Annotated in this window: 23 protein-coding genes and 1 pseudogene; 9 read left to right on the forward strand and 15 right to left on the reverse strand. The window is 73.2% G+C overall.

Annotated elements, in window-relative coordinates:
- Positions 1 to 172: 172 nt before the first annotated feature.
- Positions 173 to 1423, forward strand: a complete 1251-nt coding sequence (gene purD, locus O7625_RS08285; RefSeq protein WP_282345289.1) for a phosphoribosylamine--glycine ligase — start codon at positions 173 to 175, stop codon at positions 1421 to 1423.
- On the opposite strand, the gene O7625_RS08290 is transcribed toward purD, so the two are convergent.
- The 4 genes from O7625_RS08290 to O7625_RS08305 all read right to left on the reverse strand — a co-directional run bounded on the left by O7625_RS08290 (position 1424) and on the right by O7625_RS08305 (position 6522).
- The gene (locus tag O7625_RS08290) at positions 1424 to 2659 is read right to left on the reverse strand and encodes a serine hydrolase domain-containing protein (RefSeq protein WP_282345290.1); all 1236 of its coding nucleotides are present in this window, start codon (positions 2657 to 2659) and stop codon (positions 1424 to 1426) included.
- A gap of 466 nt (positions 2660 to 3125) precedes the next feature.
- Entirely contained in the window at positions 3126 to 4691 is a 1566-nt protein-coding gene (locus O7625_RS08295) for an AMP-binding protein (RefSeq protein ID WP_282345291.1), read from the reverse strand.
- Positions 4692 to 4852: 161 nt separating this feature from the next.
- On the reverse strand, positions 4853 to 6067 hold the full coding sequence (locus O7625_RS08300) for an acyl-CoA dehydrogenase family protein (protein WP_282345292.1): 1215 nt from the start codon (positions 6065 to 6067) through the stop codon (positions 4853 to 4855).
- A 2-nt stretch (positions 6068 to 6069) separates the two neighbouring features.
- On the reverse strand, positions 6070 to 6522 hold the full coding sequence (locus tag O7625_RS08305) for an SCP2 sterol-binding domain-containing protein (protein ID WP_067303257.1): 453 nt from the start codon (positions 6520 to 6522) through the stop codon (positions 6070 to 6072).
- A 78-nt stretch (positions 6523 to 6600) separates the two neighbouring features.
- Here O7625_RS08305 and O7625_RS08310 point away from each other — a divergent pair, with 78 nt between their 5' ends.
- Positions 6601 to 7242, forward strand: a complete 642-nt coding sequence (locus tag O7625_RS08310) for a TetR/AcrR family transcriptional regulator (RefSeq protein ID WP_282345293.1) — start codon at positions 6601 to 6603, stop codon at positions 7240 to 7242.
- Positions 7243 to 7261: 19 nt separating this feature from the next.
- Here the strand turns inward: O7625_RS08310 and O7625_RS08315 are convergent, their stop codons facing one another.
- From O7625_RS08315 to O7625_RS08345, 7 genes are all read right to left on the reverse strand, one after another.
- Positions 7262 to 7867, reverse strand: coding sequence for a DedA family protein (locus O7625_RS08315; RefSeq protein WP_282345294.1), 606 nt, complete (start codon positions 7865 to 7867; stop codon positions 7262 to 7264).
- Between the two features lie 109 nt (positions 7868 to 7976).
- Positions 7977 to 9275 (reverse strand): adenylosuccinate synthetase, encoded by a 1299-nt coding sequence (locus O7625_RS08320; protein ID WP_282345295.1) that lies wholly within the window; start codon positions 9273 to 9275, stop codon positions 7977 to 7979.
- The gene (locus tag O7625_RS08325; RefSeq protein WP_282345296.1) at positions 9272 to 10231 is read right to left on the reverse strand and encodes a hypothetical protein; all 960 of its coding nucleotides are present in this window, start codon (positions 10229 to 10231) and stop codon (positions 9272 to 9274) included. The genes O7625_RS08320 and O7625_RS08325 overlap by 4 nt, the downstream gene beginning before the upstream one ends.
- A 10-nt stretch (positions 10232 to 10241) precedes the next feature.
- Positions 10242 to 11312, reverse strand: coding sequence for a serine/threonine protein kinase (locus O7625_RS08330; RefSeq protein ID WP_282345297.1), 1071 nt, complete (start codon positions 11310 to 11312; stop codon positions 10242 to 10244).
- Positions 11309 to 12061 carry an NUDIX domain-containing protein gene (locus tag O7625_RS08335; protein WP_067303273.1) on the reverse strand — a complete coding sequence of 251 codons (753 nt, stop codon included), beginning with the start codon at positions 12059 to 12061 and terminating at the stop codon, positions 11309 to 11311. Before O7625_RS08335 ends, O7625_RS08330 begins: the two co-directional genes overlap by 4 nt.
- 82 nt (positions 12062 to 12143) lie before the next feature.
- Positions 12144 to 13151: a MaoC/PaaZ C-terminal domain-containing protein gene (locus tag O7625_RS08340; RefSeq protein ID WP_282345298.1), complete on the reverse strand. Its 1008-nt coding sequence runs from the start codon at positions 13149 to 13151 to the stop codon at positions 12144 to 12146.
- The gene (locus O7625_RS08345; RefSeq protein WP_282345299.1) at positions 13151 to 14569 is read right to left on the reverse strand and encodes a 3-oxoacyl-ACP reductase; all 1419 of its coding nucleotides are present in this window, start codon (positions 14567 to 14569) and stop codon (positions 13151 to 13153) included. The genes O7625_RS08340 and O7625_RS08345 overlap by 1 nt, the downstream gene beginning before the upstream one ends.
- 56 nt (positions 14570 to 14625) lie before the next feature.
- On the opposite strand from O7625_RS08345, the gene O7625_RS08350 reads away from it, so the two are divergent.
- The gene (locus O7625_RS08350; protein ID WP_282345300.1) at positions 14626 to 15918 is read left to right on the forward strand and encodes an acetyl-CoA C-acetyltransferase; all 1293 of its coding nucleotides are present in this window, start codon (positions 14626 to 14628) and stop codon (positions 15916 to 15918) included.
- Between the two features lie 28 nt (positions 15919 to 15946).
- Here O7625_RS08350 and O7625_RS08355 read toward each other — a convergent pair whose 3' ends face one another.
- Both O7625_RS08355 and O7625_RS08360 read right to left on the reverse strand, forming a co-directional pair.
- A complete protein-coding gene (locus O7625_RS08355; protein WP_282345301.1) occupies positions 15947 to 16411 on the reverse strand; it encodes a hypothetical protein in 465 nt (154 codons plus the stop codon).
- Positions 16408 to 16755, reverse strand: coding sequence for a hypothetical protein (locus tag O7625_RS08360; RefSeq protein WP_282345302.1), 348 nt, complete (start codon positions 16753 to 16755; stop codon positions 16408 to 16410). The genes O7625_RS08355 and O7625_RS08360 overlap by 4 nt, the downstream gene beginning before the upstream one ends.
- A 148-nt stretch (positions 16756 to 16903) precedes the next feature.
- Here O7625_RS08360 and O7625_RS08365 point away from each other — a divergent pair, with 148 nt between their 5' ends.
- From O7625_RS08365 to purB, 4 genes are all read left to right on the forward strand, one after another.
- Positions 16904 to 17446, forward strand: coding sequence for a UTRA domain-containing protein (locus tag O7625_RS08365; protein WP_282345303.1), 543 nt, complete (start codon positions 16904 to 16906; stop codon positions 17444 to 17446).
- Positions 17447 to 17465: 19 nt separating this feature from the next.
- Entirely contained in the window at positions 17466 to 18179 is a 714-nt protein-coding gene (locus O7625_RS08370) for a GntR family transcriptional regulator (protein WP_282345304.1), read from the forward strand.
- 179 nt (positions 18180 to 18358) lie between these two features.
- Positions 18359 to 18952, forward strand: a complete 594-nt coding sequence (locus O7625_RS08375) for a hypothetical protein (protein WP_282345305.1) — start codon at positions 18359 to 18361, stop codon at positions 18950 to 18952.
- A gap of 123 nt (positions 18953 to 19075) precedes the next feature.
- A complete protein-coding gene (purB, locus tag O7625_RS08380; RefSeq protein WP_282345306.1) occupies positions 19076 to 20500 on the forward strand; it encodes an adenylosuccinate lyase in 1425 nt (474 codons plus the stop codon).
- Between the two features lie 313 nt (positions 20501 to 20813).
- Here purB and O7625_RS08385 read toward each other — a convergent pair.
- Both O7625_RS08385 and O7625_RS08390 read right to left on the reverse strand, forming a co-directional pair.
- Positions 20814 to 21379 (reverse strand): annotated as a pseudogene (locus O7625_RS08385) (YbjQ family protein).
- A gap of 24 nt (positions 21380 to 21403) precedes the next feature.
- On the reverse strand, positions 21404 to 22087 hold the full coding sequence (locus tag O7625_RS08390; protein ID WP_282345308.1) for a DUF1986 domain-containing protein: 684 nt from the start codon (positions 22085 to 22087) through the stop codon (positions 21404 to 21406).
- Positions 22088 to 22553: 466 nt separating this feature from the next.
- Between O7625_RS08390 and purS the strand changes: the two genes are divergently transcribed.
- Positions 22554 to 22814: a phosphoribosylformylglycinamidine synthase subunit PurS gene (gene purS, locus O7625_RS08395; RefSeq protein ID WP_282273760.1), complete on the forward strand. Its 261-nt coding sequence runs from the start codon at positions 22554 to 22556 to the stop codon at positions 22812 to 22814.
- Positions 22811 to 23494 (forward strand): phosphoribosylformylglycinamidine synthase subunit PurQ, encoded by a 684-nt coding sequence (gene purQ, locus O7625_RS08400; protein WP_282345309.1) that lies wholly within the window; start codon positions 22811 to 22813, stop codon positions 23492 to 23494. The genes purS and purQ overlap by 4 nt, the downstream gene beginning before the upstream one ends.
- The last annotated feature ends 44 nt before the right edge of the window (positions 23495 to 23538 follow it).

Here is a 23538-nt window from a genome sequence, read left to right on the forward strand (position 1 = left end):
AAGAGATTTGCGTCAAAGTTGATCTCTAACTTGTCCCAAACCTCTTGATCACCGGGCGGAGCGAGGGCGGGGCGGGGCTGGGCGGGGGCGGAGGGGCGGGGGTGGGGGTGGGGGGTGGGGGGGCAGGGCGGGGAGGGTGGGGGTTCGGGGGTGGTGGGTAGGATTCGACGCCGTGCGCGTACTTCTTCTGGGTGGTGGCGGGCGGGAGCATGCGCTCGCCCTCGGGTTGGTCGAGGATCCGGCTGTCGAGGCCCTGTTCGCGGCGCCCGGTAACCCGGGGATCGCGGGCTTGGCGGAGCTGCGGCAGGTCGATCCGGTGGATCCCGCCGGGGTGGCCGCGTTGGCCGTGGAGGTCGGTGCCGACCTGGTGGTGATCGGGCCGGAGGCGCCGCTGGTCGCCGGGGTGGCCGACGCGGTACGCGCCAAGGGCGTGGCCGTGTTCGGGCCGTCGGCCGAGGCGGCCCGGCTGGAGGGCTCCAAGACCTTCGCCAAGGAGATCATGACGGCGGCCGGGGTGCCGACCGCCCGCGCGTACACCTGTACCGACGCGGAGAGTGTCGGGCGGGCGCTGGACGAGTTCGGCACGCCGTACGTGGTGAAGGACGACGGGCTGGCCGCCGGCAAGGGCGTGGTGGTCACCGACGACCGGGCCGCCGCGCTGCGGCACGCGCAGGAGTGCGGCCGGGTGGTGATCGAGGAGTACCTGTCCGGCCCCGAGGTGTCCCTGTTCGTGGTGACCGACGGTGAGGCCGCCCTGCCGCTGCTGCCCGCGCAGGACTTCAAGCGGGTCGGCGACGGCGACGCCGGCCCGAACACCGGCGGCATGGGGGCGTACGCGCCGCTGCCGTGGGCACCGCCCGGCCTGGTGGACGAGGTGATGGCCGACGTGGTCCACCCGACGCTGGCCGAGCTGCGTCGCCGGGGCACCCCGTTCGCCGGTCTGCTCTATGTCGGGCTGGCACTCACCGCCGCCGGCCCCCGGGTGATCGAGTTCAACGCCCGGTTCGGTGATCCGGAGACCCAGGTGGTGCTGGCGCTGCTGGAGACCCCGCTGGCCGGGCTGCTGCACGCCGCGGCGACGGGCACGCTGGCCGCGCACCCGCCGCTGCGCTGGCGCGACGGCGCGGCGGTCACCGTGGTGGTCGCCGCCGAGGGTTATCCGGCCGCGCCACGTACCGGTGACGTGATCACCGGCGCCGACCACCCGGGCGTCATCCACGCCGGCACCGCCCGCCGGGTCGCCGACGGCGCGTTGCTCTCCGCCGGCGGCCGGGTCCTCTGCGGTACGGCCACCGGCCCCGACCTGACCGCCGCCCGTGATGCTGCCTACGCCCTGGTACGCGGCATCGAGCTGGCCGGTTCGCACCACCGTGGCGACATCGCCGCCACCGCGATCGACGGCCGGATCACCGTCCCCGACTGATCAGAGCAGGGCGAGGGCAGCGGCGATGACCCGTTGGGCGGTGACGCTGAGCTCCTCGCCCTTGGCGTCGGTGCCGGTGATCGAGTACTCCACCCGGAACCGGCCGTCCCGGCTGGAGGCGATGCCGGCGAGGTAGCCGTACCGGGAACCGGTCTTGATCCACAGGGTGTCGCCGTCGGGCAGCGGGAACGCGGTGAGCCCGGCGCTGTAGCGGGCCGGCCCGCCGTCGACGTCCGGCACGGTCGGCAGGGTGAACATCGTGGTGAGCTGTGCCGCCGGCACCACCCTCCCGGCGAAGAGCGCGGTGAGGAAGACGTCCAGGTCGGTCAGGCTGGAGATGATGTTGCCGGAGGCCGGGGTGAAGGTCTGGCTCCAGGTGGTCACGTCCACCAGTTCGGTCCGACCGTCGCGGACGACGGCCTGGTAACCGTGGGCGTGCGGTCCCCGGATACGCGGGTCGTCCCCCGGCGCGTAGGTGTCGCGCAGGCCGAGCGGCCGGGCGATGCGCCGGTCCAGTTCCGTCGCGTACGAGTGCCCGGTGACCTTCTCGATGAGCATCCCGGCGACGATGTAGCCCATGTTGGTGTAGTGCTGCTTCGTGCCGGGGTCGAACTCGCGGGGGTTGTGGAGCCCGAGCCGGACGAGCTGCTCCGGGGTCCACCGGTCGTACCGGTGGGCGAGCTGCCACTCGATCCCGTCGGGGACGGTGGGGCTGGGCAGGCCGCTGGTGTGGTCGAGCAGCTGCCGGACGGTGACGGTCGGGTAGCCGGCGGGGAGCAGCCCGGGGAGAAGCCGCTGCACCGGTGCGTCGAGACCGATCCGACCCTCGGCGACGAGTTGCAGCACCAGGGCGGCGGTGAAGGCCTTGGTGACGCTGCCGGCCCGGAACCGGGCGTCCGGGGGTACGGGCGCCTGGCTGTGCAGGTCCCGCACGCCGCTGGTGCCGGTCCAGCAGCCGTCCGGCGTGGTGATCCTGACCTGGGCGCTGGTGGCGTCGCCGTCGGGCAGCCCGGCTATCGCCTGCTGGAGGGGGGCCGGGTCGAGGGTGCCGGGCCGGCAACCCGGATCGCCGCGACGGTCACCGGCCTCTGCGGCGGGGGAGGGAACGCGGGCGGTTGCGGCGGGGGACTGAAAGCGGGCGGCGGGGGCTGCGGCGACCGTCCCGGGTGCCGCGACAGCGAGCAGGGCACCGAGCGTCGTGGCGACGAGCACGGTACGCCGATTCATGATCTTCATGGTGTCGAGCCTGCCGGCCGCGGCGATCGGCGGCATCGGGGAGACTCCCGCGCCCGACCCCGATCGTCGACTCGGGGTCACCGGCCGGGGCCGGCCCGCACCCCCGCTCATCGACCTAACCCGCCAGGCCCTGCCCTGCCAGGCCCTGCCCTGCCAGGCCCTGCCCTGCCAGGCCCTGCCCTGCCAGGCCCTGCCCTGCCAGGCCCTGCCCTGCCAGGCCCTGCCCTGCCAGGCCCTGCCCTGCCAGGCCCTGCCCTGCCAGGCCCTGCCCTGCCAGGCCCTGCCCTGCCAGGCCCTGCCCTGCCAGGCCCTGCCCTGCCAGGCCCTGCCCTGCCAGGCCCTGCCCTGCCAGGCCCTGCCCTGCCAGGCCCTGCCCTGCCAGGCCCTGCCCTGCCAGGCCCTGCCCTGCCAGGCCCTGCCCTGCCAGCCCCGCCCGGAGCGGGTCTTTATCCCGTCGGGTCGGGCGTCAGCCGTAGTAGCGGCGGAGTTCCCGGGGGAGCACCTTGCCGGTGGCGTTGCGCGGCAGGTACTTCACGAAGATCACATCCCGGGGTACGGAGAACCGGGCCAGGTAGTGCCGGACGTACTCGCGTACCGCCTCGGGGTCGAGCGCGGTGCCCGGGTGCAGGGCGAGGAAGGCGGCGAGCCGTTGCCCGTACTGCGGATCCGGCACGCCGATCACGGCGGCCTCGCGCACCTGCGGCAGCCGGGCGAGGAGGTCCTCGACCTCGGACGGGAAGACGTTCTCCCCACCGGAGACGATCATGTCGTCGGCCCGGCCGTCGACGAAGAGCAGACCCTCGTGGTTGACCCGGCCGAGGTCGCCGGTGTCGAGCAGCCCGTCGTGGGTCTCCCGGCGGACGCCCGAGGTGTAGCCCTCGAAGAGCATCTCGTTGCCCACCAGGATCCGGCCGACCCGCCCGGCCGGCACCGGCTCCCCGGCGTCGTCGACGATCTCCAGCCGGGTGCCGTGCGGCGGGCGGCCGGCGGTGGTGGGGGCCTGGCGCAGCTCGGCGGGGCCGGCGATGGCGGCCCAGGAGACCTCCGTCGAGCCGTACAGGTTGTAGATCACCTCGCCGTAGCTGTCCATGAACCGGGTGGCGAGGCCACCGGGCAGCGCCGAGCCGCTGACCGCGACCACCTTCAGCGGCGGCCGGGGATCCGGTGGCGGCACGTCGAGCAGGCGTTGCAGCATCACCGGTACGGCGAAGAGCGCCTGACACCGGTGCGTCACGAGCGCGTCCAGCGTGGCGGCCGGGTCGAACCGGCGGTGCAGCACGATGGTGGCGCGTAGCGCGAAGGCGACCTGGAGTGCGGCGTACCCCCAGGTGTGGAAGATCGGGGCGGCGATCAGCACGGTGTCCCGGGCGTGCAGCGGGATGCGGTCGATGATGGACACGAGCGGGCCGAAACCGGTGGGTACGGGCCGGCGGGCGCCCTTGGGTGCGCCGGTGGTGCCGGAGGTCAGCACGATGGTCCGGCCGTCCTGCGTGGGCGGTGCCGGCCGGTCGCCGGGGAGCGCGGCGGCGATCAGGTCGTCGAGGCCGTGTTCGTCGACCCGGCGCACCTCGGCGGGGACGCCGAGGATCCGCTCGGCGAACTCGCTGTCGTGCACCAGCACCCTGAGCCGCTGCTCCTCGGCGACGGTGACGAGCTGCGCGGCGGAGAGCCCGGTGTTGACCAGCACCGCGTCCGCGCCGAGCAGGGTGGCGGCGACGATGCCCTCGATGAGGCCGTGGTGGTTGCGGCAGAGCAGCCCCACCCGGTCGCCGGCCTGCACCCCGAGCCCGCTGCGCATCGACCGGGACAGCCGTTCGGCCCGGTCCAGCAACTGCCGGTAGGTGAGCTGGTCGCCGTGCTCGTCGACGACGGCGATCCGGTCCGGGTCGCGGGCGGCGGCCTGCCGCAGCTCACCGGCCATCCCCCAGCCCCACCGACGGAGCGCGGCGAGTTGCGAGGCCACCCGGACGGGGTGTCCGGGGTTGAGCAGTCCCCGTCTGGTCAACGTGGCCACGATGAACGGCAGGTCCATCCGGCGGCCTCCTTCGGGGTGTGTCGTGAGGGCGGGCGGGTGCCCTCACCAGGGCTTCCTCCTCGATCATGCGCCTGTTCCGGTGGGCGGCCCAACCGCCGCGGGGCGGGGGCCGCCCAGCGTGGACGGGGGGTGACCGGCCTGTCGACCGGCGGCGACGGTCAGCGGATCTGGAGGCCGGAGATGGCGCGGGAGATGACCAGCCGCTGGATCTCCGAGGTGCCCTCGAAGATGGTGTAGATCTTGGCGTCCCGGTACCAGCGCTCGACCGGGTGGTCGCGCAGGAAGCCGGCCCCGCCGAGGAGCTGCACCGCCCGGTCGGTCACCGAGACGGCCACCTCGCCCGCCTTGAGCTTGGACATCGAGCCCTCGCCGGCGGTGAACGGCCGGTTGTTGCGGCCCATCCAGGAGGCCCGCCAGACCAGCAGCCGGGCGGCGTCGATCTCCGTCCTCATGTCGACCAGGGCGAACGCGACGGCCTGGTTCTCGATGATCGGCCGACCGAACTGGACCCGTTCCTTCGCGTAGTCGAGGGCGTACTCGTAGGCGGCCCGGGCGACGCCGAGCGCCTGCGCGCCGACGGTCGGCCGGGACAGCTCGAAGGTACGCATCGCGGCCTGGCCGCTGGCCCGCTGGCCGGACCGGGCGCGGGCCAGCCGCTCCTCCAGCGCCTCCCGGCCGCCGAGCAGGCAGCGCCCCGGCACCCGGACGTCGTCGAGGAAGACGTCGGCGGTGTGCGAGGCGCGCAGGCCGAGCTTCTTCAGCTTGCGGGTCGCGTGCAGCCCGGCCGTCCCCGGCGGTACGACGAACGCGGCCTGCCCGCGCGAGCCCAGTTCGGGCGCGACGGAGGCGGTCACCACGTGCACGCGGGCGATCCCGCCGTTGGTGGCGTACGCCTTCTGCCCGCGCAGCACCCACTCGTCGGTGGCCTCGTCGTAGACGGCCCGGCTGCGCATCGCCGCGACGTCCGAGCCGGCCTCCGGCTCGGTGGTGCAGAACGCGGCGACGGCGGGCTCGTCGACGGTGCCGAAGCACTGCGGCACCCATTCGACGAGCTGGTCGGGGGTGCCGGCGCCGTAGATGGCGGCGACCGCGAGGGAGGTGCCGAAGATGCTCAGGCCGATGCCCGCGTCGCCCCAGAAGAGTTCCTCACTGGCGATCGGCAGGGACAGGCCGGTGGGGTCGGCCCAGCAGGTGGCGAGGAACTCGAAGCCGTAGAGGCCGATCTTCGCCGCCTCCTGGATGACCGGCCAGGGGGTCTCCTCCCGGGCGTCCCACTCGGCGGCGGCCGGGCGCACGACCTCGGCGGCGAAGCCGTGCACCCAGTCCCGCAGGTCCCGCTGTTCCTCGTTCAGGTCGAGCGAGAACTCGGCCACGGTCAGGCCTTGGGGATGTCGAACAGGTTGGCGATGTTGGCGGCCAGGCCCAGGTCGCCCTTGGCCTTGAGCTTGCCGGTCATGAACATCATCACCGGGTTGGCCCCGCCGGAGACGATCCTGAGGAACTCGACCGGACCCATGGTGAGGCTGAGCTTCGGGTCACGGGCGGGGGTCTCCGAGACGGCGCAGGTGCCGTTCTCGATGACGATCTCGTAGGTGTCGGTGCCACCGTCGGGACGGCCGGTGATGTTCCAGTGCAGGACCGCGTTGGTGGCACCGGCGCGGTCGGCGCGGAAGATCTGCGGCATCCGGCCGAAGACCTCGTTGAGCACCTTGCCGCGCAGGTCGCCGGACATCACCTCGGCGATCTTGTCGTCCGGGGTGGACTTGACCAGCTGGGCGAACTCCTTCGGGCCGTAGTGGGCGAAGTTGGCCGGGTCGAAGTCAGTCATGGAAGTTGCACCTCTCGGGGCGGACCGGTTCTGGTTACTCTGGCGTAACCTTACGCACGAGTAGGTATGCTCGCAAGGGTGTCCAGCACCCCCAGCTTCAAGCGCCTCCCCCGGGCCGTACGCGAGCAGCAGATGCTCGACGCGGCGGTGAAGGTCTTCTCCCGGCGCGGGTTCCACGCCGCCAGCATGGACGAGATCGCCGAGGACGCGGGCATCTCCAAACCGATGGTCTACGCGTACCTCGGCACCAAGGAGGAGCTCTTCATCGCCTGCCTGCACCGGGAGGCGGCCCGGATGATGCTGACCATCGCCGGGGCCGCCGACCCCGACCTCCCGGCCGACCAGCGGCTCTGGCGCGGCCTGCGGGCCTTCTTCGGCTTCGTCGGCGCACACCGCGACGGCTGGGCCGTGCTCTACCGGCAGGCCCGGGGCGCCCCGCCGTTCGCCACCGAACTGGCCGCGATGCGCGCCCGGCTGGTCGAGGTGGTCGCCGGCATGTTCGACCACGCGCTGCGCGCCCGGGGCCGGGAGATCGCCGCGACCGAGCTGGAGGTCGTCGCGTACGCCCTGGTCGGCGCGGGCGAGTCGCTGGCGGACTGGCTGGCCGACCATCCGGAGGCCGAGCCGGAGCGGACCGCCACCCGGATGATGAACGTCGCCTGGCTCGGTGCCGCCCAACTCCTCGACGGCGTCACCTGGCGGCCCCCGGCCGACGACTGACCTCTCGGCAGCGGTCGGCTCAGCGGCGGGTGGCGGCGCGGTAGCGCAGCCAGCGGGCCAGCTCCAACAGCCCGGTGACGGCCAGCGAGAGACCGACCCCGACGAGCAGGCCCCGGAGCGGATCCCGCTCGAAGGTCAGCCCGCCGAAGTAGCCGAGCAGGCCGCAGTACCCGCTCCAGACCAGCGCGGCGACGGCGTCGAAGAGCAGGAAGCGGGGGAGCGGGTACCGGACGGCGCCCATGGCGAGCGTGACGGCGGTCCGGCCACCGGGGACGAAACGGGAGGTGGTGAGTATCGAGCCACCCCGCCGGTCCACCGCGCGACGGGCCCAGTCCGAGCCGGCCCGCCGCCGGCTGCCGTCGGGCGAGCAGGCCAGCCGGCGTGCCCCGCCGCCCCGGCCGATGCCGTACGAGACGTGGTCGCCGACGAGTGCGCCGAACGCCGCCGCGGTGACCACGGCGGCCAGGTTCGGCTCCCCGCTGGCGGCGAAGACCCCGGCGGTGATCACCACGGTCTCGCCGGGTACCACCGGGAGGAACGCGTCGACCGCGGTCACCACGATGATCACCAGGTACACCCAGGGTGAGGTGACGGTGTGGTGGAGCAGGTCGAGCACCGACTGCATGCCCCCATGCTCGACGCTGGACGACCCGCCCGGGGCCGAGTCGGCGGATCAGCCCGCGGTCCGGGGTCGAGTCGGTGATCAGCCCGTGGTCCGGGGCCGAGTCGGCGGATCAGCCCACCGGGCGGGCCGGGGTCGGCGCGGGGTGTTCGCGCTTGTCGGCGGCGGTGGGGCCGTGTGAGGTGAGCACCACCGGGGCGGCCAGCGCCCCGGCCACCGCCGCCGGCCAGTCGGCGGGCGGGGCGTCGTACACCGGGCGGGCCCGCAGCAGCCGGGCGGTGAGGGCCGCCTGCCGGTCCAGGTCACCGGGCGGGCCGGGACGCAACCGGTCGACGCCCTCGTAGCGGCGGCAGAGCCGCAGCGCGGGCCGGTCCGGGCCGGGGCCGGTCAGGTCGAGGTGGGTGAGGGCGAGCCCGTCCACCCCACCGGCCGCGTCCAGGGCGTACCGGTGGGCCACGGCGTCGAAGTGGCCGAACCGGAACCGGCCCTGCCACGGGTTGGTCGGGTTGTGCGGGTCGGTCAGCGGCAGGGACCGGTCCTCGGTGACCAGCGGACCCGGCCCGTGCCGGGTGGTCACCGTCCGCACCACCCCCAGCCGGTACGCCGACCCGGCCGCCCCCGCCTCGGCGAGCAGCGTCTCGGCGTTGGCGAAGGTGGTGGTGCTCCACGTGGTGTACGGGTGGAAGCCGTGCCACTCGTCCAGCAGCACCCCCTGCGCCCCCTCGAAGACGCAGGCCCCGGCCCGCAACACCCCGGCCAGGTACGACCGGTCGACGATCGCCACCCGGTCGGCGAAGCCGGTGAACGCCGGCAGGCAGTCCGCCACCGGCGGGGCGTCCAGCGGGCCGAGTTCGGCGGTGAGCCGGTCCCGGAGCACGGTGAGCCGGTGGCGCAGCAGCTCCGGATCCCGGCAGTCGGCCACCCGGGGGGCCTCATCGGGGTGGGCGAGCCCGTACCGGACGGACTCGCCCACCCCCAGCCCGCAGGAGCCGTGCCGGGCGGCCCCCCGGGCGATCTCCCGGAGCCGGTTGGCGGCCCGGTGGTACGGCGTGGCCAGCAGCGCCTCCCCGTCGACGGTCAGCCGGTCGAGGGCGTCGGGCACCCCGACCGAGGCGAGGTGGTCGGCCTCGGCGGCCAGCGCCAGCGGGTCCACCACCTGCTGCCGGGCCAGGTGGGTGCGTACCCCGGGGTGGAACGTCCCCGCCCCGAACTGGGCGAACGTGTGGTGCCGGCCGTCGGGCCGTACCACGTTGTGGGCGGCCTGCGCACCCCCGTTGAACCGCACCACGGTGTGCACGTGGCGGGTCGCGCAGAGCCAGTCCACGACGGTTCCCTTGCCGGCGTCGCCGTAACCGAGGTCGACCACGATCACGTGCCGGCCGGGCTCTCCGGGGGCGGGGAGGGCGGTCACAGCCGGGTCACCCCACCGGCGCGGTGCGGCGTGGTGGGCAGCGTGGAGACCTCGGTGCGCCGGCCGCCGCCCAGCGGGGCCAGCGCCTTGGACACGGTACGGCCGGCGGTGGAGCCGGCCCGGTCCAGGTCGCGCAGCCCCTCGTCCAGGTCGATGGCCTGCTCGCCGAGGCCGACGGTGAGCGCGATGGTCTCGCAGACCGCGTCCAGGTCGTCGAGGACGACGGCGCGCTGCCCGAGCAGGTCCCGCCAGAAGTCGAGCACCTTGGCGTTGCCGGCGTAGTGGCTGCCGGCGGGGAGCAGGTAGTAGGTGTCCCAGCGGCGGGTCACCTCGTCGACGATCTGCCGCAGCGGCACGTCCTCGCCGAGGTCGTCGCCGATCAGCCGGCCCACCTCCCGCCGGCTCACCCGGGGGTACGCCAGCTCGTCGCCGATGATGAACAGGTAACCGCGCCGGCCCCGCTTCTCCCAGCTGTCGGTGACCGTGTGCCGGGCCATGAAGTACATCGCCAGCTCGTACGACTCGGTCATCTGACCGCCGCCGCCACCCTCCAGCACGATCCGGCCGAGGTCGTCGTCCATCCGGTTGTCGGACTCGAACTGCCCCACCTGCAACGGCACCCGGTCGCAGGTGGCGTCGCCGATCGCGCCGAACAGCACCTGCGGGTCGCGGGCGTAGCCCTGGCGCAGCAGCAGCCCGAGCAGCTGCGGCAGCTTGGCCTGGAGGGTGCGGGGCACGTGCCCCATCGAGCCGGTCACGTCGAACAGCACCGCGATGGGTGTCGACTGCGGGTGCTCGGTCGAGTCCCGGCTCTCCCGGAGCGCGTCGCGCGGGTCGAGCGCCGGGTGCACGGTGCGGGCGCCGCCGTCGCTGTAGGAGAAGGCGCTCTTGCCCTTCTTCTTCCGGTAGCGGTCGGCGGCGTCGTACACGTCGGTGGACCAGATTCCGCTGCCCATGGCAGCCTCCCTAGGGGTTGAGGGTGAACGGTCGGAAGGTGCGCGGCCCGTAGAGCCGGTCGAGCACCTCGTCGAGTTCGCCCAGCAGTCGCCAGGCGTCGTCGGGTCGGGCGGCCAGCGCCGGGCGGCGGCAGCCGTCGGCGAAGGCGCGCAGTTCACGGGGGGCGCGGTCGCCCATCAGCCAGCTCATGCACGCCGCGGCCATCGCCAGGTCGGTGCCGGGGCCGGCGGGCCGCCGGGCGGTGACCTCCGGCGGGTACCAGTCCTCGTGGCCGGGGACCAGTGCCGGGACCATGCCGCCGTCGACGGCGGAGAAGCACCAGTCGACGAGCACCACGCCGTGCGCGTCCGGCTCGATCAGCACGTGCCGGGGGAGCACCGCGCCGTGCACCACGCCGGCCCGGTGGGCCAGGCCGAGGGCGACCAGCAGCCGCCGCCACATCCAGGCCGCGTCCCGGGCGTCCAGCCCGTCGGGGTACGCCCGGCGGACCGCGTCGAGGTCGTGCAGCCCCGGCACGGCGGCCAGCACGCTGATCCGGCGTTCCGCCCCGCTGGCCGCGTCACGGTGCCGGAAGCTGTCCACCAGCCGGGGCACGTACGGCAGGTGGCGCGGGTCGCCGCGCTCCTCGATCTGCCGCAGCACGTGCGCCTCGCGGGCCAGCAGGTCGTTGTCGGCCGGGTCGCGGGGCAGCTTGAGCAGGCGGTCCGCCCCGACGTCGTAGAGGTCGGCCAGGTCGCCGCGGTGGGCGAGGGCGCCGAGCCGGTACCCGCCGAGCACGACGGTGGTCCCGTCGGTGGCGGTGCGGCCGTCCGGTGTCGGTCGCCCGGAGTCGGCCGTCGGGTCGCCGGGGGTGCCGGTCGGGTCGCCGGGGGCGGCGGTCCGGGTGGCCTGCCAGCGGGTGGTGACCTGGACGAACGCGTCGGTGGCGGCGGCGCGTACCCGATGGTCGAGCGCGCCCAGCCGGTCGGGGTGCAGGGCCGCGACCAGCTCGCGGTAGCGCCGCGCCGGGGTGTCGACGCCGAACAGGTCGGCGTCGGTGCGGGCCGCCGCCACCAGCCGGATCGCCTCGTCGGTCCTCACCGGACGGTCTCCTCCCGGGCGGGGCGCAGCAGCGCCGGGTGCAGCAGCCGGGCGTCGCCGGCCCGGTAGAGGCGGGCGCGGGGGCCGCCCCGGGTGCCGCCGCGTTCGGTGCTGACGCCGGTGCTCTCCACGAAGCCGGGGACGGAGAGCACCTTGCGGTGGAAGTTGCCGGCGTGCAGCGGGTGACCCCACACCGTCTCGTAGACGCCGCGCAGCTCGGCGATGGTGAACTCGGGGCCGAGGAAGCGGGTGGCCAGCGGGGTGTACTCCAGCTTGGAGCGGGCCCGCTCCAGCCCGTCGTCGACGATCCGGGCGTGGTCGAAGGCGAGTTGCCGGCTGGGCAGGGCGGTGACCGGCAGCCAGCCGGCCTCGTCGGCGTCGGAGTCGGCGACCGGGTCGGGCAGGTCGGGGGCGAAGGCGAGGTGGGCGACGGAGACGATCCGCATCCGCGGGTCGCGGTCCGGGCTGCCGTAGCTGGCGAGTTGTTCCAGGTGGACGCGGCGCAGCCGGTCGCCGCCGAGGCCGGTCTCCTCGGCCAGCTCGCGGCGGGCCCCGGTGGTCAGGTCCTCGTCGGGCTGGACGAAGCCGCCGGGCAGCGCCCAGTGCCCCTGGTACGGCGGTTGGCCGCGCCGGATCAGCAGCAGGTGCAGCGCGCCCTCGCGGATGGTCAGCGCCACCACGTCCACGGTGACCGCGGTCGAGGGGTAGGCGCTCGGGTCGTAACCGGCGAGGAATTCCTGCTCGTTCACCGCGTCCCTCTCAGAGTGAGAATTACTCGTTCTGAGAACAACCTAGCTCACGAAACGGCGGTCGGCAACCGCCGTGCGTCGTTCAGCGGACGGTGCCCACCAGGTGCGGACGTCCCGTCCGCGCGTCGTGCAGGGCGAAGTCCCGGCCCGGGACGGCGCTGAACGCCACCGTGGACGGCAGCGGCACCGGCAGCTTGAACCCCACCTCCACGGTGTACGCCGCCGGCAGCCGGTTCTCCAGGGCGGCCAGGCAGCGGGCCTTGCTCCACATGCCGTGCGCGATCGGTCGGCCGAACCCGAACAGCCGCGCCCCCAGCCGGGAGGTGTGGATCGGATTGTGGTCCCCGGAGACCCGGGCGTACTCCGTACCCACCCGGGGGGTGAGCCGCCAGTGCGCGGTGGCGGCCGGCGGCTCGGGCCGCTCACCCGGGTCGCGCCCGGCACCCCCGCCGGCCCCCCGCTCCCGGCCGAGGTACGTCGACACCCCGCGCCACACCTCCTCGCCGTCGACCGAGCCGACCAGGACGACGTCGACCTGCCGGCCCCGGGGGTGCGGTCGGAGGTGCTCGGCGTGGACGACGAAGTCCCACGGCACGTCGGCCGGTACCGGCCGGTGCACCGTGATCCGGTTGTCCACGTGCACCACCCCGGCGAGCGGGAAGGGGAACTCCGGCAGGGTCATCAACCGCAACGCCAGCGGGAACCCCAGCACGTGCGGGTAGGTCGCCGGCAGCGTGTCGGCCAGCCGGAAACCGCAGACCCGGTCGTACCCGGCGAGGTGCGTCCGGTCGACGGTGATCCCGGCGACGGCCAGCTCGACCGGGGGCACGGCGTCGGGTCGGCCCGACCGGCCGAGGCCGGGCAGCACGTCGCGCAACGCCCGCCGGTAGAGCGCGCCCGGCCTCGGCAGGGCAGGCAGCTCCACCCGGTCCCGCCCGGTGCGGGCGGCGGCCAGCTCCACCCGGTCCCGCCCGGTGCGGGCGGCGGCCAGCGCCGCCGGTGAGATGACCTCGGTCGGTCCCTCGATCAGGTCGCCGACCGACAGCTCCCCGTCGCCGGACTCCTCCGGGCGGTCCCTGCGCCGTGCCATCACGCCCCCAGCAGACTCTGGCCGCAGACCCGGACCACGTTACCGCTGACCGCGCCCGAGGCCGGCCAGGCCAGCCAGCCGATCGTCTCGGCGACGTCCACCGGCAGGCCACCCTGCGCCATGCTGTTCATCCGGCGGCCCGCCTCCCGGATCACCAGCGGAACCCGGGCGGTCAGCCGGGTCTCGATGAACCCGGGGGCGACCGCGTTGACGCTGATCCCCCGCCCGGCCAGCGCCGGGGCGAGCGCGTCGACCAGGCCGATCACCCCGGCCTTGCTGGTCGCGTAGTTGGTCTGGCCCCGGTTGCCGGCGATCCCGGCGATCGACGAGACGGCGACCAGCCGCCCGCCCTCGGGGATCAACTCCCGTTCCAACAGCACGTCGTTGATCCGTTCCTGACTGGAGAGGTTGACGTCGAGCACCGCGTCCCACCGGTCGGCGTCCATCCGACCCAGCGTCCGGTCCCGGGTGATGCCGGCATTGTGCACCACCACGTCGACCCGGCTGTGCCGGTCGGCCAGGTGGTCGGCGAGCCGGGCGGGCGCGTCCGCGCCGGTCAGGTCGAGCTGTACGGCGGTGCCGCCGATCTCGTTGACGACCGCCGCGAGGGCGTCCCCGGCTGCCGGGACGTCCAGCGCGACGACCTGCGCGCCGTCGCGGGCCAGCACCCGGGCCACCGCCGCGCCGATGCCCCGGGCCGCGCCGGTGACCAGCACCACCTGCCCGGCCAGCGGCCGGTTCCAGTCCGCCGGGGCGGTCGCGGTCCCGGTGCCCACCCGGACCACCTGCCCCGAGACGTACGCGGAGCGGCCGGAGAGCAGGAACCGCAGGGTCGCCTCCAGACTGGTCGCGGTGCCGGCGTCCCCGTCCGGGGTGACGTACACCAGTTGGGCGGTGACGCCGCGACCGAACTCCTTGCCGATGCTGCGGACGAGCCCCTCCAGGGACCGCTGGGCGGTGGCCTCCCGGGGGGAGCCGCACCCGGCCGGCGGGGTGCCCAGCACGATCACCCGGCCGCTGGGCAGGACCGAGCGCGCCTGCGGGTGGAAGAAGTCGTAGAGCTGGCGCAGGCCGGTGGAGTCGGTGATGCCGGTGGCGTCGTAGACCAGCGCCCCTCTCCTCGGCGGCTGGCCGGTGGCCGGGTCCGGGGCGCTGCCCGTCGGGGCGTCGCCCCCCTCGACTCCGGCGTCGTCCACCTCCACCCCGGCGTCGTCCACCTCCACCCCGGCGTCCCGGAGCAGCCGGGCCACCTGCGCCGCCAGCCTCGATCCGTCGGCCGCGCCGAGCAGGACCGGGCCGGGCAGCAGCGGGTCGCCGACCGCGTACCGGCGCAGTCGCGGCGGGTCGGGCAGGCCGAGGCGCTTGACCAGCGCGCGGCCGGCCCCCGATCGGACGAAGCTCGCGTACCTGTCGGTCATAGGCGTAGCCTACTGGCCAGTAGGTTGTGGGCAAGTCCTGAAACGGAGGCGGGATCGTGCAGAGCATCCGGCGGGTCGCGGTCATCGGCGGCAACCGCATCCCCTTCGCCCGGTCCAACTCCCGGTACGCCGACGCGTCCAACGCCGACCTGCTCGGCGCGGCGCTGGACGGGCTGATCGCCCGGTTCGGGCTGGCCGGCCAGCGGGTCGGTGAGGTGGTCGCCGGCGCGGTCCTCAAGCACGCGAAGGACTTCAACCTGACCCGGGAGGTGGTGCTCGGCTCGAAGCTCGACCCGCACACCCCGGCGTACGACATCCAGCAGGCCTGCGGCACCGGCCTGGAGGCGGCCATCCTGGTCGCCAACAAGATCGCCCTCGGGCAGCTCGACGTGGGCATCGCCGGTGGCGTCGACACCACCTCCGACGCGCCGCTGGCGATCAACGAGGACATGCGCCGCACCCTGCTCAGACTCAACAGCGCCCGGACCCTCGGCGAGCGGCTGAAGATCGCCGCCAGGCTCCGTCCGCACCAGCCGTTCCGGCCCGAGCTGCCGCGCAACGCCGAGCCCCGCACCGGGCTGTCCATGGGCGAGCACGCCGCCCGGACGGCGCTGCGTTGGCAGATCGACCGGCAGGCCCAGGACGAGCTGGCGCTCCGCTCGCACCAGCGCCTCGCCGCCGCGTACGACAGGGGGTTCTTCGACGACCTGATGACCCCCTACCTGGGGCTGACCCGGGACCAGAACCTCCGCCCCGACACCACCCTGGAGAAGCTCGGCGCGCTCCGGCCGGTCTTCGGCAGCCGGGGCCCGGACGCCGATCAGGCCACCATGACCGCCGGTAACTCGTCCCCGCTGACCGACGGCGCGTCCACCGTGCTGCTCGCCTCCGAGCAGTGGGCCCGCGAGCACCAGTTGCCCGTGCTGGCCTGGTTCTCCTGGTCCGAGACGGCGGCGGTCGACTTCGTGCACGGCGACGAGGGGCTGCTGATGGCCCCGGCCTACGCGGTGCCCCGGATGCTGGACCGGGCCGGGCTGACCCTCCAGGACTTCGACTTCTACGAGATCCACGAGGCGTTCGCCTCGCAGGTGCTGGCCACCCTGGCCGCGTGGGAGTCGCCGGAGTTCGGCAAGGACCGGTTGGGGCGGGACGCCCCGCTGGGCGCGATCGACCGGGACCGGCTCAACGTCAACGGCTCCTCGCTCGCCGCCGGGCACCCGTTCGCCGCCACCGGCGGCCGGATCGTGGCGACGCTGGCCAAGCTGCTCGCCGAGAAGGGCAGCGGCCGGGGGCTGATCTCAATCTGCGCGGCCGGTGGGCAGGGCGTCACCGCCATCCTGGAACGCTGAGCCGTCAGCTGTCGGCTCCCGTACGGGCTCACCCCGTCCGCAGCCAGCCGAGGAAGCGGGTGTGCAGGTCGCCGGCCGGCTGACGGCTGAGGTCCGTCAACGCCTCGACCAGTTGCAGGCCGAGATAGACGCCGAGGGCGGCGCGATCGTCCGCGTACTCGCTGAGTAGCCGGTCGCGCCGGACCCGGCAGGGCCAGGGCTCGCCGCATCCGGTGCACTGCCAGCCGGGGCGGGCCGGTACGTGAGCGACCAGGGCGGGCACCGGCCGGATCCGGATCGCCTCCAGGCGGGCGAGCACCCGCCGCTGCCGTGCCCCGGACGGACGGCCCAGTTCGACGCCACGCAGATGGATCCACAGGCCGTCGCTGTGTTCTTCCCGACGGCCCACCTCCACGATCCGTAGGGTCAGGGTGCCGAGCCCGTAGCAGTAGTGCTGCTCGGCCACCGTAACCACGTCGCCGATCCCGAACGGGACCACCGGCCGGACGGTCATGACGACACCGAGGAGTGCGGCCCGGTGGCGGCTGCGCACAGCCGGAGCATCCAGGCGAAGGTCAATAGTGGTGCCTGCCGGGGCGTGCCCTGTCGTTGTGGCCCGAACCAGCCCCGCCAGCCGGCCCGCCGACGCGGCTGATCGGGCGGCAGCACCGGCCGACCCAGGTCGACCAGGCAGTTCGCCGCCGCGTTCGCCGGCTGGCACGGCCCTGGCACCAGGCAGATCAGGCAGAGGTGGTTGTCCGGATGGGGCACGTGGCTGTCGAGGACGTGGCATGCCGCAATCGCCGCCGCCTCGTCTCGGTGCCACACCTGGCTGTTCGTCGACCGATAGACGCCCATCTTCCACTCCTGTCGTTCGCGGATGCACGCAGGGCAGCTTCACTGGCGTCGACAACCTTACTGCCTATCCAATAAGGCATCAAGGATGGGTGGGTAGATCGTTTCTGCTGAACTACCCTTGGCCAGTGCCGGTGCAGAGGAGTCGAAGGTGAGTCGCCCCGAGTGGATCAGTGTCTCGATGCCCTACGTGACGCCCCGATCGTGCGCAGGTGGGGACGCGTGGGCCGCCGAGGCGGCGCAGCAGGGCGGGCTCGGCACCCAGAGACTGCTGGAGGTGACGGAGATGTCGCCGACGGCTGAGGTGGCGGAAGCGCTGCTGGTGGATGCCGACGCGCCGGTCGTCGTTCGACGGCGGCTCATGATGTTCGACGGGCAACCGGTCGAGTTGACCGACTCGTACTACCCGGCCTCGATCGCTCGTGGCACCGCCTTGGGTGAGCCCCGCAAGATCCGGGGAGGAGCGGTCGGTCTGCTCGCCGAGCTGGGCTATCGTCCCGGGCGGGCCACGGAGGACGTCTACACCCGGCAGCCCACCGAATCCCAGCGGAGCACGCTCGGGCTGACGGCCGGAGAGTGGGTGCTCGGGCTGACCCGGCTGCTCAGCACCGCCGAGGGCGTGCCTGTCGAGTTGAGCGTCATGACGATGGTGCCGCAGGGCCGGCGCCTACGGTACGAATTGATCGTCGAATAGCGGATCGAGGGAGCGGCACATGGCCAGCACAGGCGACGACCGTCCTCGGCATGAGCAGATCGCGGCCGACCTCCGTGCCCGCATCATGTCTGGCGATCTGCCTGCCGGCTCTCAACTGCCGTCGATCCCCACCCTGACGACACGGTATGCCGCTGCCACGGCAACTGTTCAACGGGCCCTTGCCGCATTGAAGGCGGAGGGAGCGGTACGCAGCGAGATGGGCAGAGGCGTCTATGTGCGCGACCGCCATGCCCTTGTCATGGAGGCTTCGGCTTATCTCACGCCGCAGCCGAACGGGGTCAGCTACCGCCTGCTCGCCGTCGAGGAGGTGGAGCCCTCCCCGGAGGTGGCGCGGCTGCTGGCGCTGGGCAGCGACGACACGGTGGTGCTCCGACAGCGGCTGATGCTGCACGGCGGAGAGCCGACGGAGTTGTGCTGGTCGTACTACCCTGCCTCGATCGCGCGGGGCACCGAACTCGCCGAACGCCGCAAGATCAGCGGCGGAGCCGCCCGGGTCTTGGCGGACCTCGGCCATCCGGAGCACGAGGTGGTCGATCACGTGTCGGCCCGGATGCCGACCTCCGAGGAAGTGGAGAGGCTGGCACTGCCGCCGTACGTGCCTGTGCTGCGCCAACTGCGGGTGGTTCTTACCGCGACGAAACAGCCCGTCGAGGTGTCGGTGCTGATCAAGGGCAGTCATCTGCACGAGCTTCGTTACGGTTTCCGTATCTGACAGTCCTCGATGTGCGCCGTGGACCCGCGCGGGTGGGTTCGTTCACGATCCGTGCCGTTGCTGACCACTGTGGTGGCCCGCTGAGTGTTCGCGCAGCTCAGGGAGGCGTTGCCGGGGCTTTCTACCGTGGTGTCAGCCCGCCCGGACGTCCCGGTGGCGGTGCCCCGTCGAGGAGTGTCATGCCTGGTCGTGCCCTGCTGCGTACCGCTGCCGTCGCCCTTGCCGTCATGCTCGTGGCCGGCGGTTGCACCGCCACCACGAAGCGGTCCCGGACCGCCGGGGCGAAGGGGACGGCCGGTGGCTCGACGGGGCTGGGCTCCGCGACGACCGGTCGCGGGGACACCGGCACGGCCACCGACGGCGGGAATTCGGGCAGTGGGGTCAGGGAACCCGAACCCACCGGCAGCCCCACGGTCGGCGGTGGCGGGGCCACGCCCGGTACGAAGGCGAACGGCCCCACCATCAGCTACTTCCGGGTCACCGGCAAGCCGAGCTGCCCAGCCGGCACCACCGTCAACCCGATCCCCGGCAGCGGGGTGCGGATGGAGTGGAAGGTCGGCGGCGCGACCTCGGTGGCCCTGTCGGTCGACGGCCCCGGCGTCTACCGCGCCGACTACCCGTCGGCCGGTAGTGAGGAGCTCACCTTCCCGTGCTCGGGTCGCGAGGGTGACACCCAGCGGCACACGTACACGTTGACGGCGCGCAACGCGCACGGCAAGCAGACGAAGACCCTCGTGGTCACCGCGCCGGTGCACGACATTCCGAAGGTCTGACGCCGAACTGCGTGGCCCGCGCGGTCCGGCTGGCCCCGCCGGCCGCTGCCAGCAGGGCCTGCCGCTCCGCCCCTGGTCGGCCCGACCAGGGCGGCGGTCGTCGGGTAGGCGAGAATGAGGTACGTGACGACGATCCCGAACGTGCTCGCCCACCGGTACGCCTCACCCGAACTGGTCGCCCTCTGGTCCCCGGAGGAGAAGGTCCGGATGGAGCGGCGGCTCTGGCTCGCCGTGCTCCGCGCCCAGCGGGACCTCGGCGTGGCGGTGCCCGACGGCGTGGTCGAGGCGTACGAGCGGGTGGTCGACCAGGTCGACCTGGCGTCGATCGCGGAGCGGGAGCGGGTCACCCGGCACGACGTGAAGGCCCGGATCGAGGAGTTCAGCGCGCTCGCCGGGCACGAGCACGTGCACAAGGGGATGACCTCCCGCGACCTCACCGAGAACGTCGAGCAGCTCCAGGTGCGCGCCTCGCTGGAGCTGATCCGGGACCGGGTGGTCGCCGCGCTGGCCCGGCTGGCCTGGCTCGCCCACGAGCACTCCGGCCTGGTGCTGACCGGCCGCTCGCACAACGTCGCCGCGCAGGCCACCACGCTGGGCAAGCGCTTCGCCTCGGCGGCCGAGGAGCTGCTGATCGCGTACGAGCGGCTGGAAGACCTGATCGGCCGCTACCCGCTGCGCGGCATCAAGGGTCCGGTGGGCACCGCCGCCGACCAGCTCGACCTCTTCGACGGGGACGCGGAGAAGGTCGCCGAGCTGGAGCGTCGGGTGGCCGGTCACCTCGGCTTCGCCCGGGTGCTGGACAGCGTGGGGCAGGTCTACCCGCGTTCGCTGGACTTCGACGTGCTCTCCGCGCTCGCGCAGGTGGCCGCCGCGCCGTCGTCGCTGGCCACCACGATCCGGCTGATGGTCGGTCAGGAGCTGGCCACGGAGGGTTTCAAGCCGGGCCAGGTGGGCTCCAGCGCGATGCCGCACAAGATGAACACCCGTTCGTCGGAGCGGGTGAACGGCTTCGCGGTGATCATCCGGGGGTACCTGTCGATGGTCGGCGAGCTGGCCGGCGACCAGTGGAACGAGGGGGACGTCTCCTGCTCGGTGGTCCGCCGGGTGGCCCTGCCGGACGCCTTCTTCGCCGCCGACGGGCTGTTCCAGACCTTCCTCACCGTGCTCGACGAGTTCGGGGCGTACCCGGCGGTGATCAGCCGGGAGCTGGAGCGCTTCCTGCCCTTCCTGGCCACCACCAGGATCCTGGTGGCGGCGGTGCGCCGGGGCGTCGGCCGGGAGGTCGCCCACGAGGTGATCAAGGAGCACGCGGTCGCGGTGGCCCTCGCGATGCGGGAGAAGGGCGCCCCCGACAACGACCTGTTCGACCGGTTGGCCGCCGACTCGCGCCTCGGCCTCACCCGCAGTGAGATCGACACCCTGGTCGCCGACCCCGCCACCTTCACCGGTGCCGCCCAGGCCCAGGTGGACGCGATCACCCGCCGCATCACCACGGTCGTCACCGCCCACCCCGAAGCCGCCACCTACTCCCCACCCCCCATCCTCTGACCCCCGCCCCTCCGCCCCCTCCCCTCCCTCTCCCCTCCCGCCCCCTTGCCCGAGTTGATCAAGAGCTTTACGTCATGATTGAAGATCAACATGACCCAAACCTCTTGATCACCGGGCCCAGTCCGCCTCCCGGCGCGCTCTGGCGGTCTGGGGTGGTCGCGGGCGCGCTTTGGTGGGGTGATCAAGAGGTTCGGGTCAGCGGTGGAGATCGAATTGGCGTAAAGCTCTTGATCAACCGGGTGGGCCGACGGGGTGGCCGGGCGGGTCGACGGGGTGGCCGGGCGGGTCGGCCGGGTGGGGTGGGGCGGTGGGGTCAGGGGTTGCGGGTGGGGGTTTCGGCGGCGGAGGAGAGGTTGGGGGCGCTCGCCGGTTCGGCGATGCCGCCGGGGGCCTCGGCGAAGCCGGGCTCGTGGGCGGTCTCCGCGGCGACCAGGGGCTGGTCGTGCGGCATGACGTCGGGGACCTTGGGCACCACGATCACCGCCGTGCCGTAGGCGCAGATCTCCATCCACATCTCGCCGCAGTCCCGGCTGTCGAAGCGCATCCCCACCACGGCGTTCGCGCCGATGCGCAGGGCCTCCTCGCCGAGCCGGGCCACCGAGTCGGTACGCCACCGGGTGAGGTTGTCCGGGGCCATCGGGTCGTACGCGCCACCGCGCAGGTTCTTGACCCCCTCACGGTACGGATTACGGGTCCGCGCCATCGACGACACCACTTCGCCGAGGATCTGGCGGATCTCGTAGCCGGGCAGTTGATCCGTCGTCACGACCAGCACGGTTCGATGCTGTCAGTAGCCGTACGGCGTCGAAGCGTACTGTATGCACCTGGTCGGATGCTGCAAAACCAGGCGGCGCGGACGGTCGGCACGCGACCGGCCATCCGCACCGCCTGCGGTGGTAACCGTCAGACACCGGCCGTCGAGGTGATCCAGGCCCGGTTGTACGCGACGCTGCCGTAGTTCTGGATGCTCGACCCATCGGCGGTGGAGGCGACACCGACCTGCCGGCCGTTGTAGAACTGCGGGCCGCCCGAGTCGCCGCGCCAGGCGTTGCCGTTGATCCGGGTGCTCCGGATCGCCTGGCCGCCGTACGCGTCGGTGGCGTTGGTGCTGGTCACCTGCACCGAGGCGGTCTTGAGCTGGCTGGACGCCCCGCAGCCGCTGTAGCAGGTCATGCCCCAGCCGTAGATGGTGTTGGTGGAGCCTACCGGCGGGTTGCTGCTGGCCAGGCTGACGGGGGTGTTGGTGACGGTGCTGGCGAGTCGGAGCAGGGCGAGGTCGTTGCGGGTGTAGGAGGCGCTGACGGTGCGGGTGGTGCCACCGGAGGCGTAGTAGACGCTGCCGACCCGGACGGACATGGTGCCGCTGACGCAGTGCCGGGCGGTGAGGACCCACTGGGCCGCGATGACGCTGCCGGAGCAGGTGAACGATCCGTTGCTGAAGACGGCGGCGGCCCAGGGGGCGGAGGAGACGGTACTGCCGCCGATGATCGGTTGCGGACCGGCCGGGGCGGCGGTGGCCCCGGAGGCGGTGGCCAGGACACCGGCGAGGGCGGTGGTCAGCACGGCGAGGGTGGACCGGAGGCGCATGTCGGGTTCCCTTCACGTCGGGCAGCCCGGGGTCACCGGGCCGCGGTGGCCGGCGCGGGGCGGGGGTGGCCCATCGTGAACGCCGACCAGACATCGACATATGACGATTGAGGTTAGAGGTCGTCCGGATCACACACAAGCTCGTGATCGGGATCGGTCGTTGTGACAGACATGACTCGCGGGGCGCTCGTCCCCGTTTGTCGGATACCGGTCCCAAATCTGGCATTGAGCCACGTATTGCCTGCTCAAATGGGTTGTGTCGAGTCGACGCGACGACGATCGGCAACAAATTCGTATCAGAGCGGCAACGAACGGATCTCGGTCGACCGCCCCGGTGGACGGTAATGTCGATCACTGCCTGAACTGCGCCCGGCCGGTGCGTCCGGACCGGAATCTGCCAGGTACGCTGGCTGCGCTCGCCCGTAGTGGGCCGGCACCCAACTGCGTACACAGTCAGGAGTGCCCAGTGCCTCGCGTCGTCGTCGACGTCATGCTCAAGCCCGAGATCCTCGATCCTCAGGGCCAGGCCGTCGCAAACGCGCTGCCGCGGCTCGGCGTCGGTGACGTCGCCTCCGTCCGCATCGGCAGGCGGATCGAGATCGAGTTCACCGGCGAACCGGACCTGGACCGGGCCCGGGAGATCGCCGACAAGCTGCTCGCCAACCCCGTCATCGAGGACTTCACGGTCCGGGTCGAGGCCGACGAGACCGCGGACGCACGCCCGTGACCGCCCGCGTCGGAGTGGTGACCTTCCCCGGCTCGCTGGACGACGGGGACGCCGCCCGTGCCGTGCGGATCGCCGGTGCGGAGCCGGTCCGGCTCTGGCACGGTGACCCGGAGCTGCACGGGGTGGACGCCGTCGTGCTCCCGGGTGGTTTCTCCTACGGCGACTACCTGCGTTGCGGCGCCATCGCCCGCTTCGCCCCGGTGATGGAGACCCTGGTCGACGCCGCCCGGGGTGGTCTGCCGGTGCTCGGCATCTGCAACGGCTTCCAGATCCTCTGCGAGGCCCACCTGCTGCCCGGCGCCCTCACCCGCAACCAGCACCTGCACTTCCGCAACCGCGACCAGCAGCTGCGGGTCGAGTCGGCGGGCACCGCCTGGACGAACACCTTCCAGCCCGGCCAGCAGATCCTCGTCCCGGTCAAGAACGGCGAGGGCTGCTACGTCGCGGACACCGCCACCCTCGACGAGCTGGAGGCCGAGGGCCGGGTCGTCGCCCGCTACGTCGGCGGCAACCCGAACGGCTCGCAGCGGGACATCGCCGCGATCACCAACGCCGCCGGCAACGTGGTCGGCATCATGCCCCACCCGGAGCACGCGGTCGAGGCGCTCACCGGCCCCTCCCTGGACGGCCTCGGCTTCTTCACCTCAGTGCTCAAGCACCTGGTGGGGACGCCGGCGTGACGATGCACGGCGGGAACATCGGTCGGCTCCACCGCCCCCGGGGC

The sequence above is a fragment of the Micromonospora sp. WMMD714 genome, from assembly GCF_029581315.1.
In the GTDB taxonomy this organism is placed as follows: Bacteria; Actinomycetota; Actinomycetes; order Mycobacteriales; family Micromonosporaceae; genus Micromonospora; species Micromonospora rifamycinica.

Coding starts and splice junctions, on each gene's coding strand:
- O7625_RS08290 (WP_282345290.1), bottom strand. CDS start 2,659: ATGAAGATCATGAATCGGCGTACCGTGCTCGTCGCCACGACGCTCGGT.
- O7625_RS08295 (WP_282345291.1), bottom strand. CDS start 4,691: ATGGACCTGCCGTTCATCGTGGCCACGTTGACCAGACGGGGACTGCTC.
- O7625_RS08305 (WP_067303257.1), bottom strand. CDS start 6,522: ATGACTGACTTCGACCCGGCCAACTTCGCCCACTACGGCCCGAAGGAG.
- O7625_RS08315 (WP_282345294.1), bottom strand. CDS start 7,867: ATGCAGTCGGTGCTCGACCTGCTCCACCACACCGTCACCTCACCCTGG.
- O7625_RS08325 (WP_282345296.1), bottom strand. CDS start 10,231: ATGGGCAGCGGAATCTGGTCCACCGACGTGTACGACGCCGCCGACCGC.
- O7625_RS08340 (WP_282345298.1), bottom strand. CDS start 13,151: ATGGCACGGCGCAGGGACCGCCCGGAGGAGTCCGGCGACGGGGAGCTG.
- O7625_RS08345 (WP_282345299.1), bottom strand. CDS start 14,569: ATGACCGACAGGTACGCGAGCTTCGTCCGATCGGGGGCCGGCCGCGCG.
- O7625_RS08355 (WP_282345301.1), bottom strand. CDS start 16,411: ATGACCGTCCGGCCGGTGGTCCCGTTCGGGATCGGCGACGTGGTTACG.
- O7625_RS08360 (WP_282345302.1), bottom strand. CDS start 16,755: ATGGGCGTCTATCGGTCGACGAACAGCCAGGTGTGGCACCGAGACGAG.
- O7625_RS08370 (WP_282345304.1), top strand. CDS start 17,466: ATGGCCAGCACAGGCGACGACCGTCCTCGGCATGAGCAGATCGCGGCC.
- O7625_RS08375 (WP_282345305.1), top strand. CDS start 18,359: ATGCCTGGTCGTGCCCTGCTGCGTACCGCTGCCGTCGCCCTTGCCGTC.
- O7625_RS08390 (WP_282345308.1), bottom strand. CDS start 22,087: ATGCGCCTCCGGTCCACCCTCGCCGTGCTGACCACCGCCCTCGCCGGT.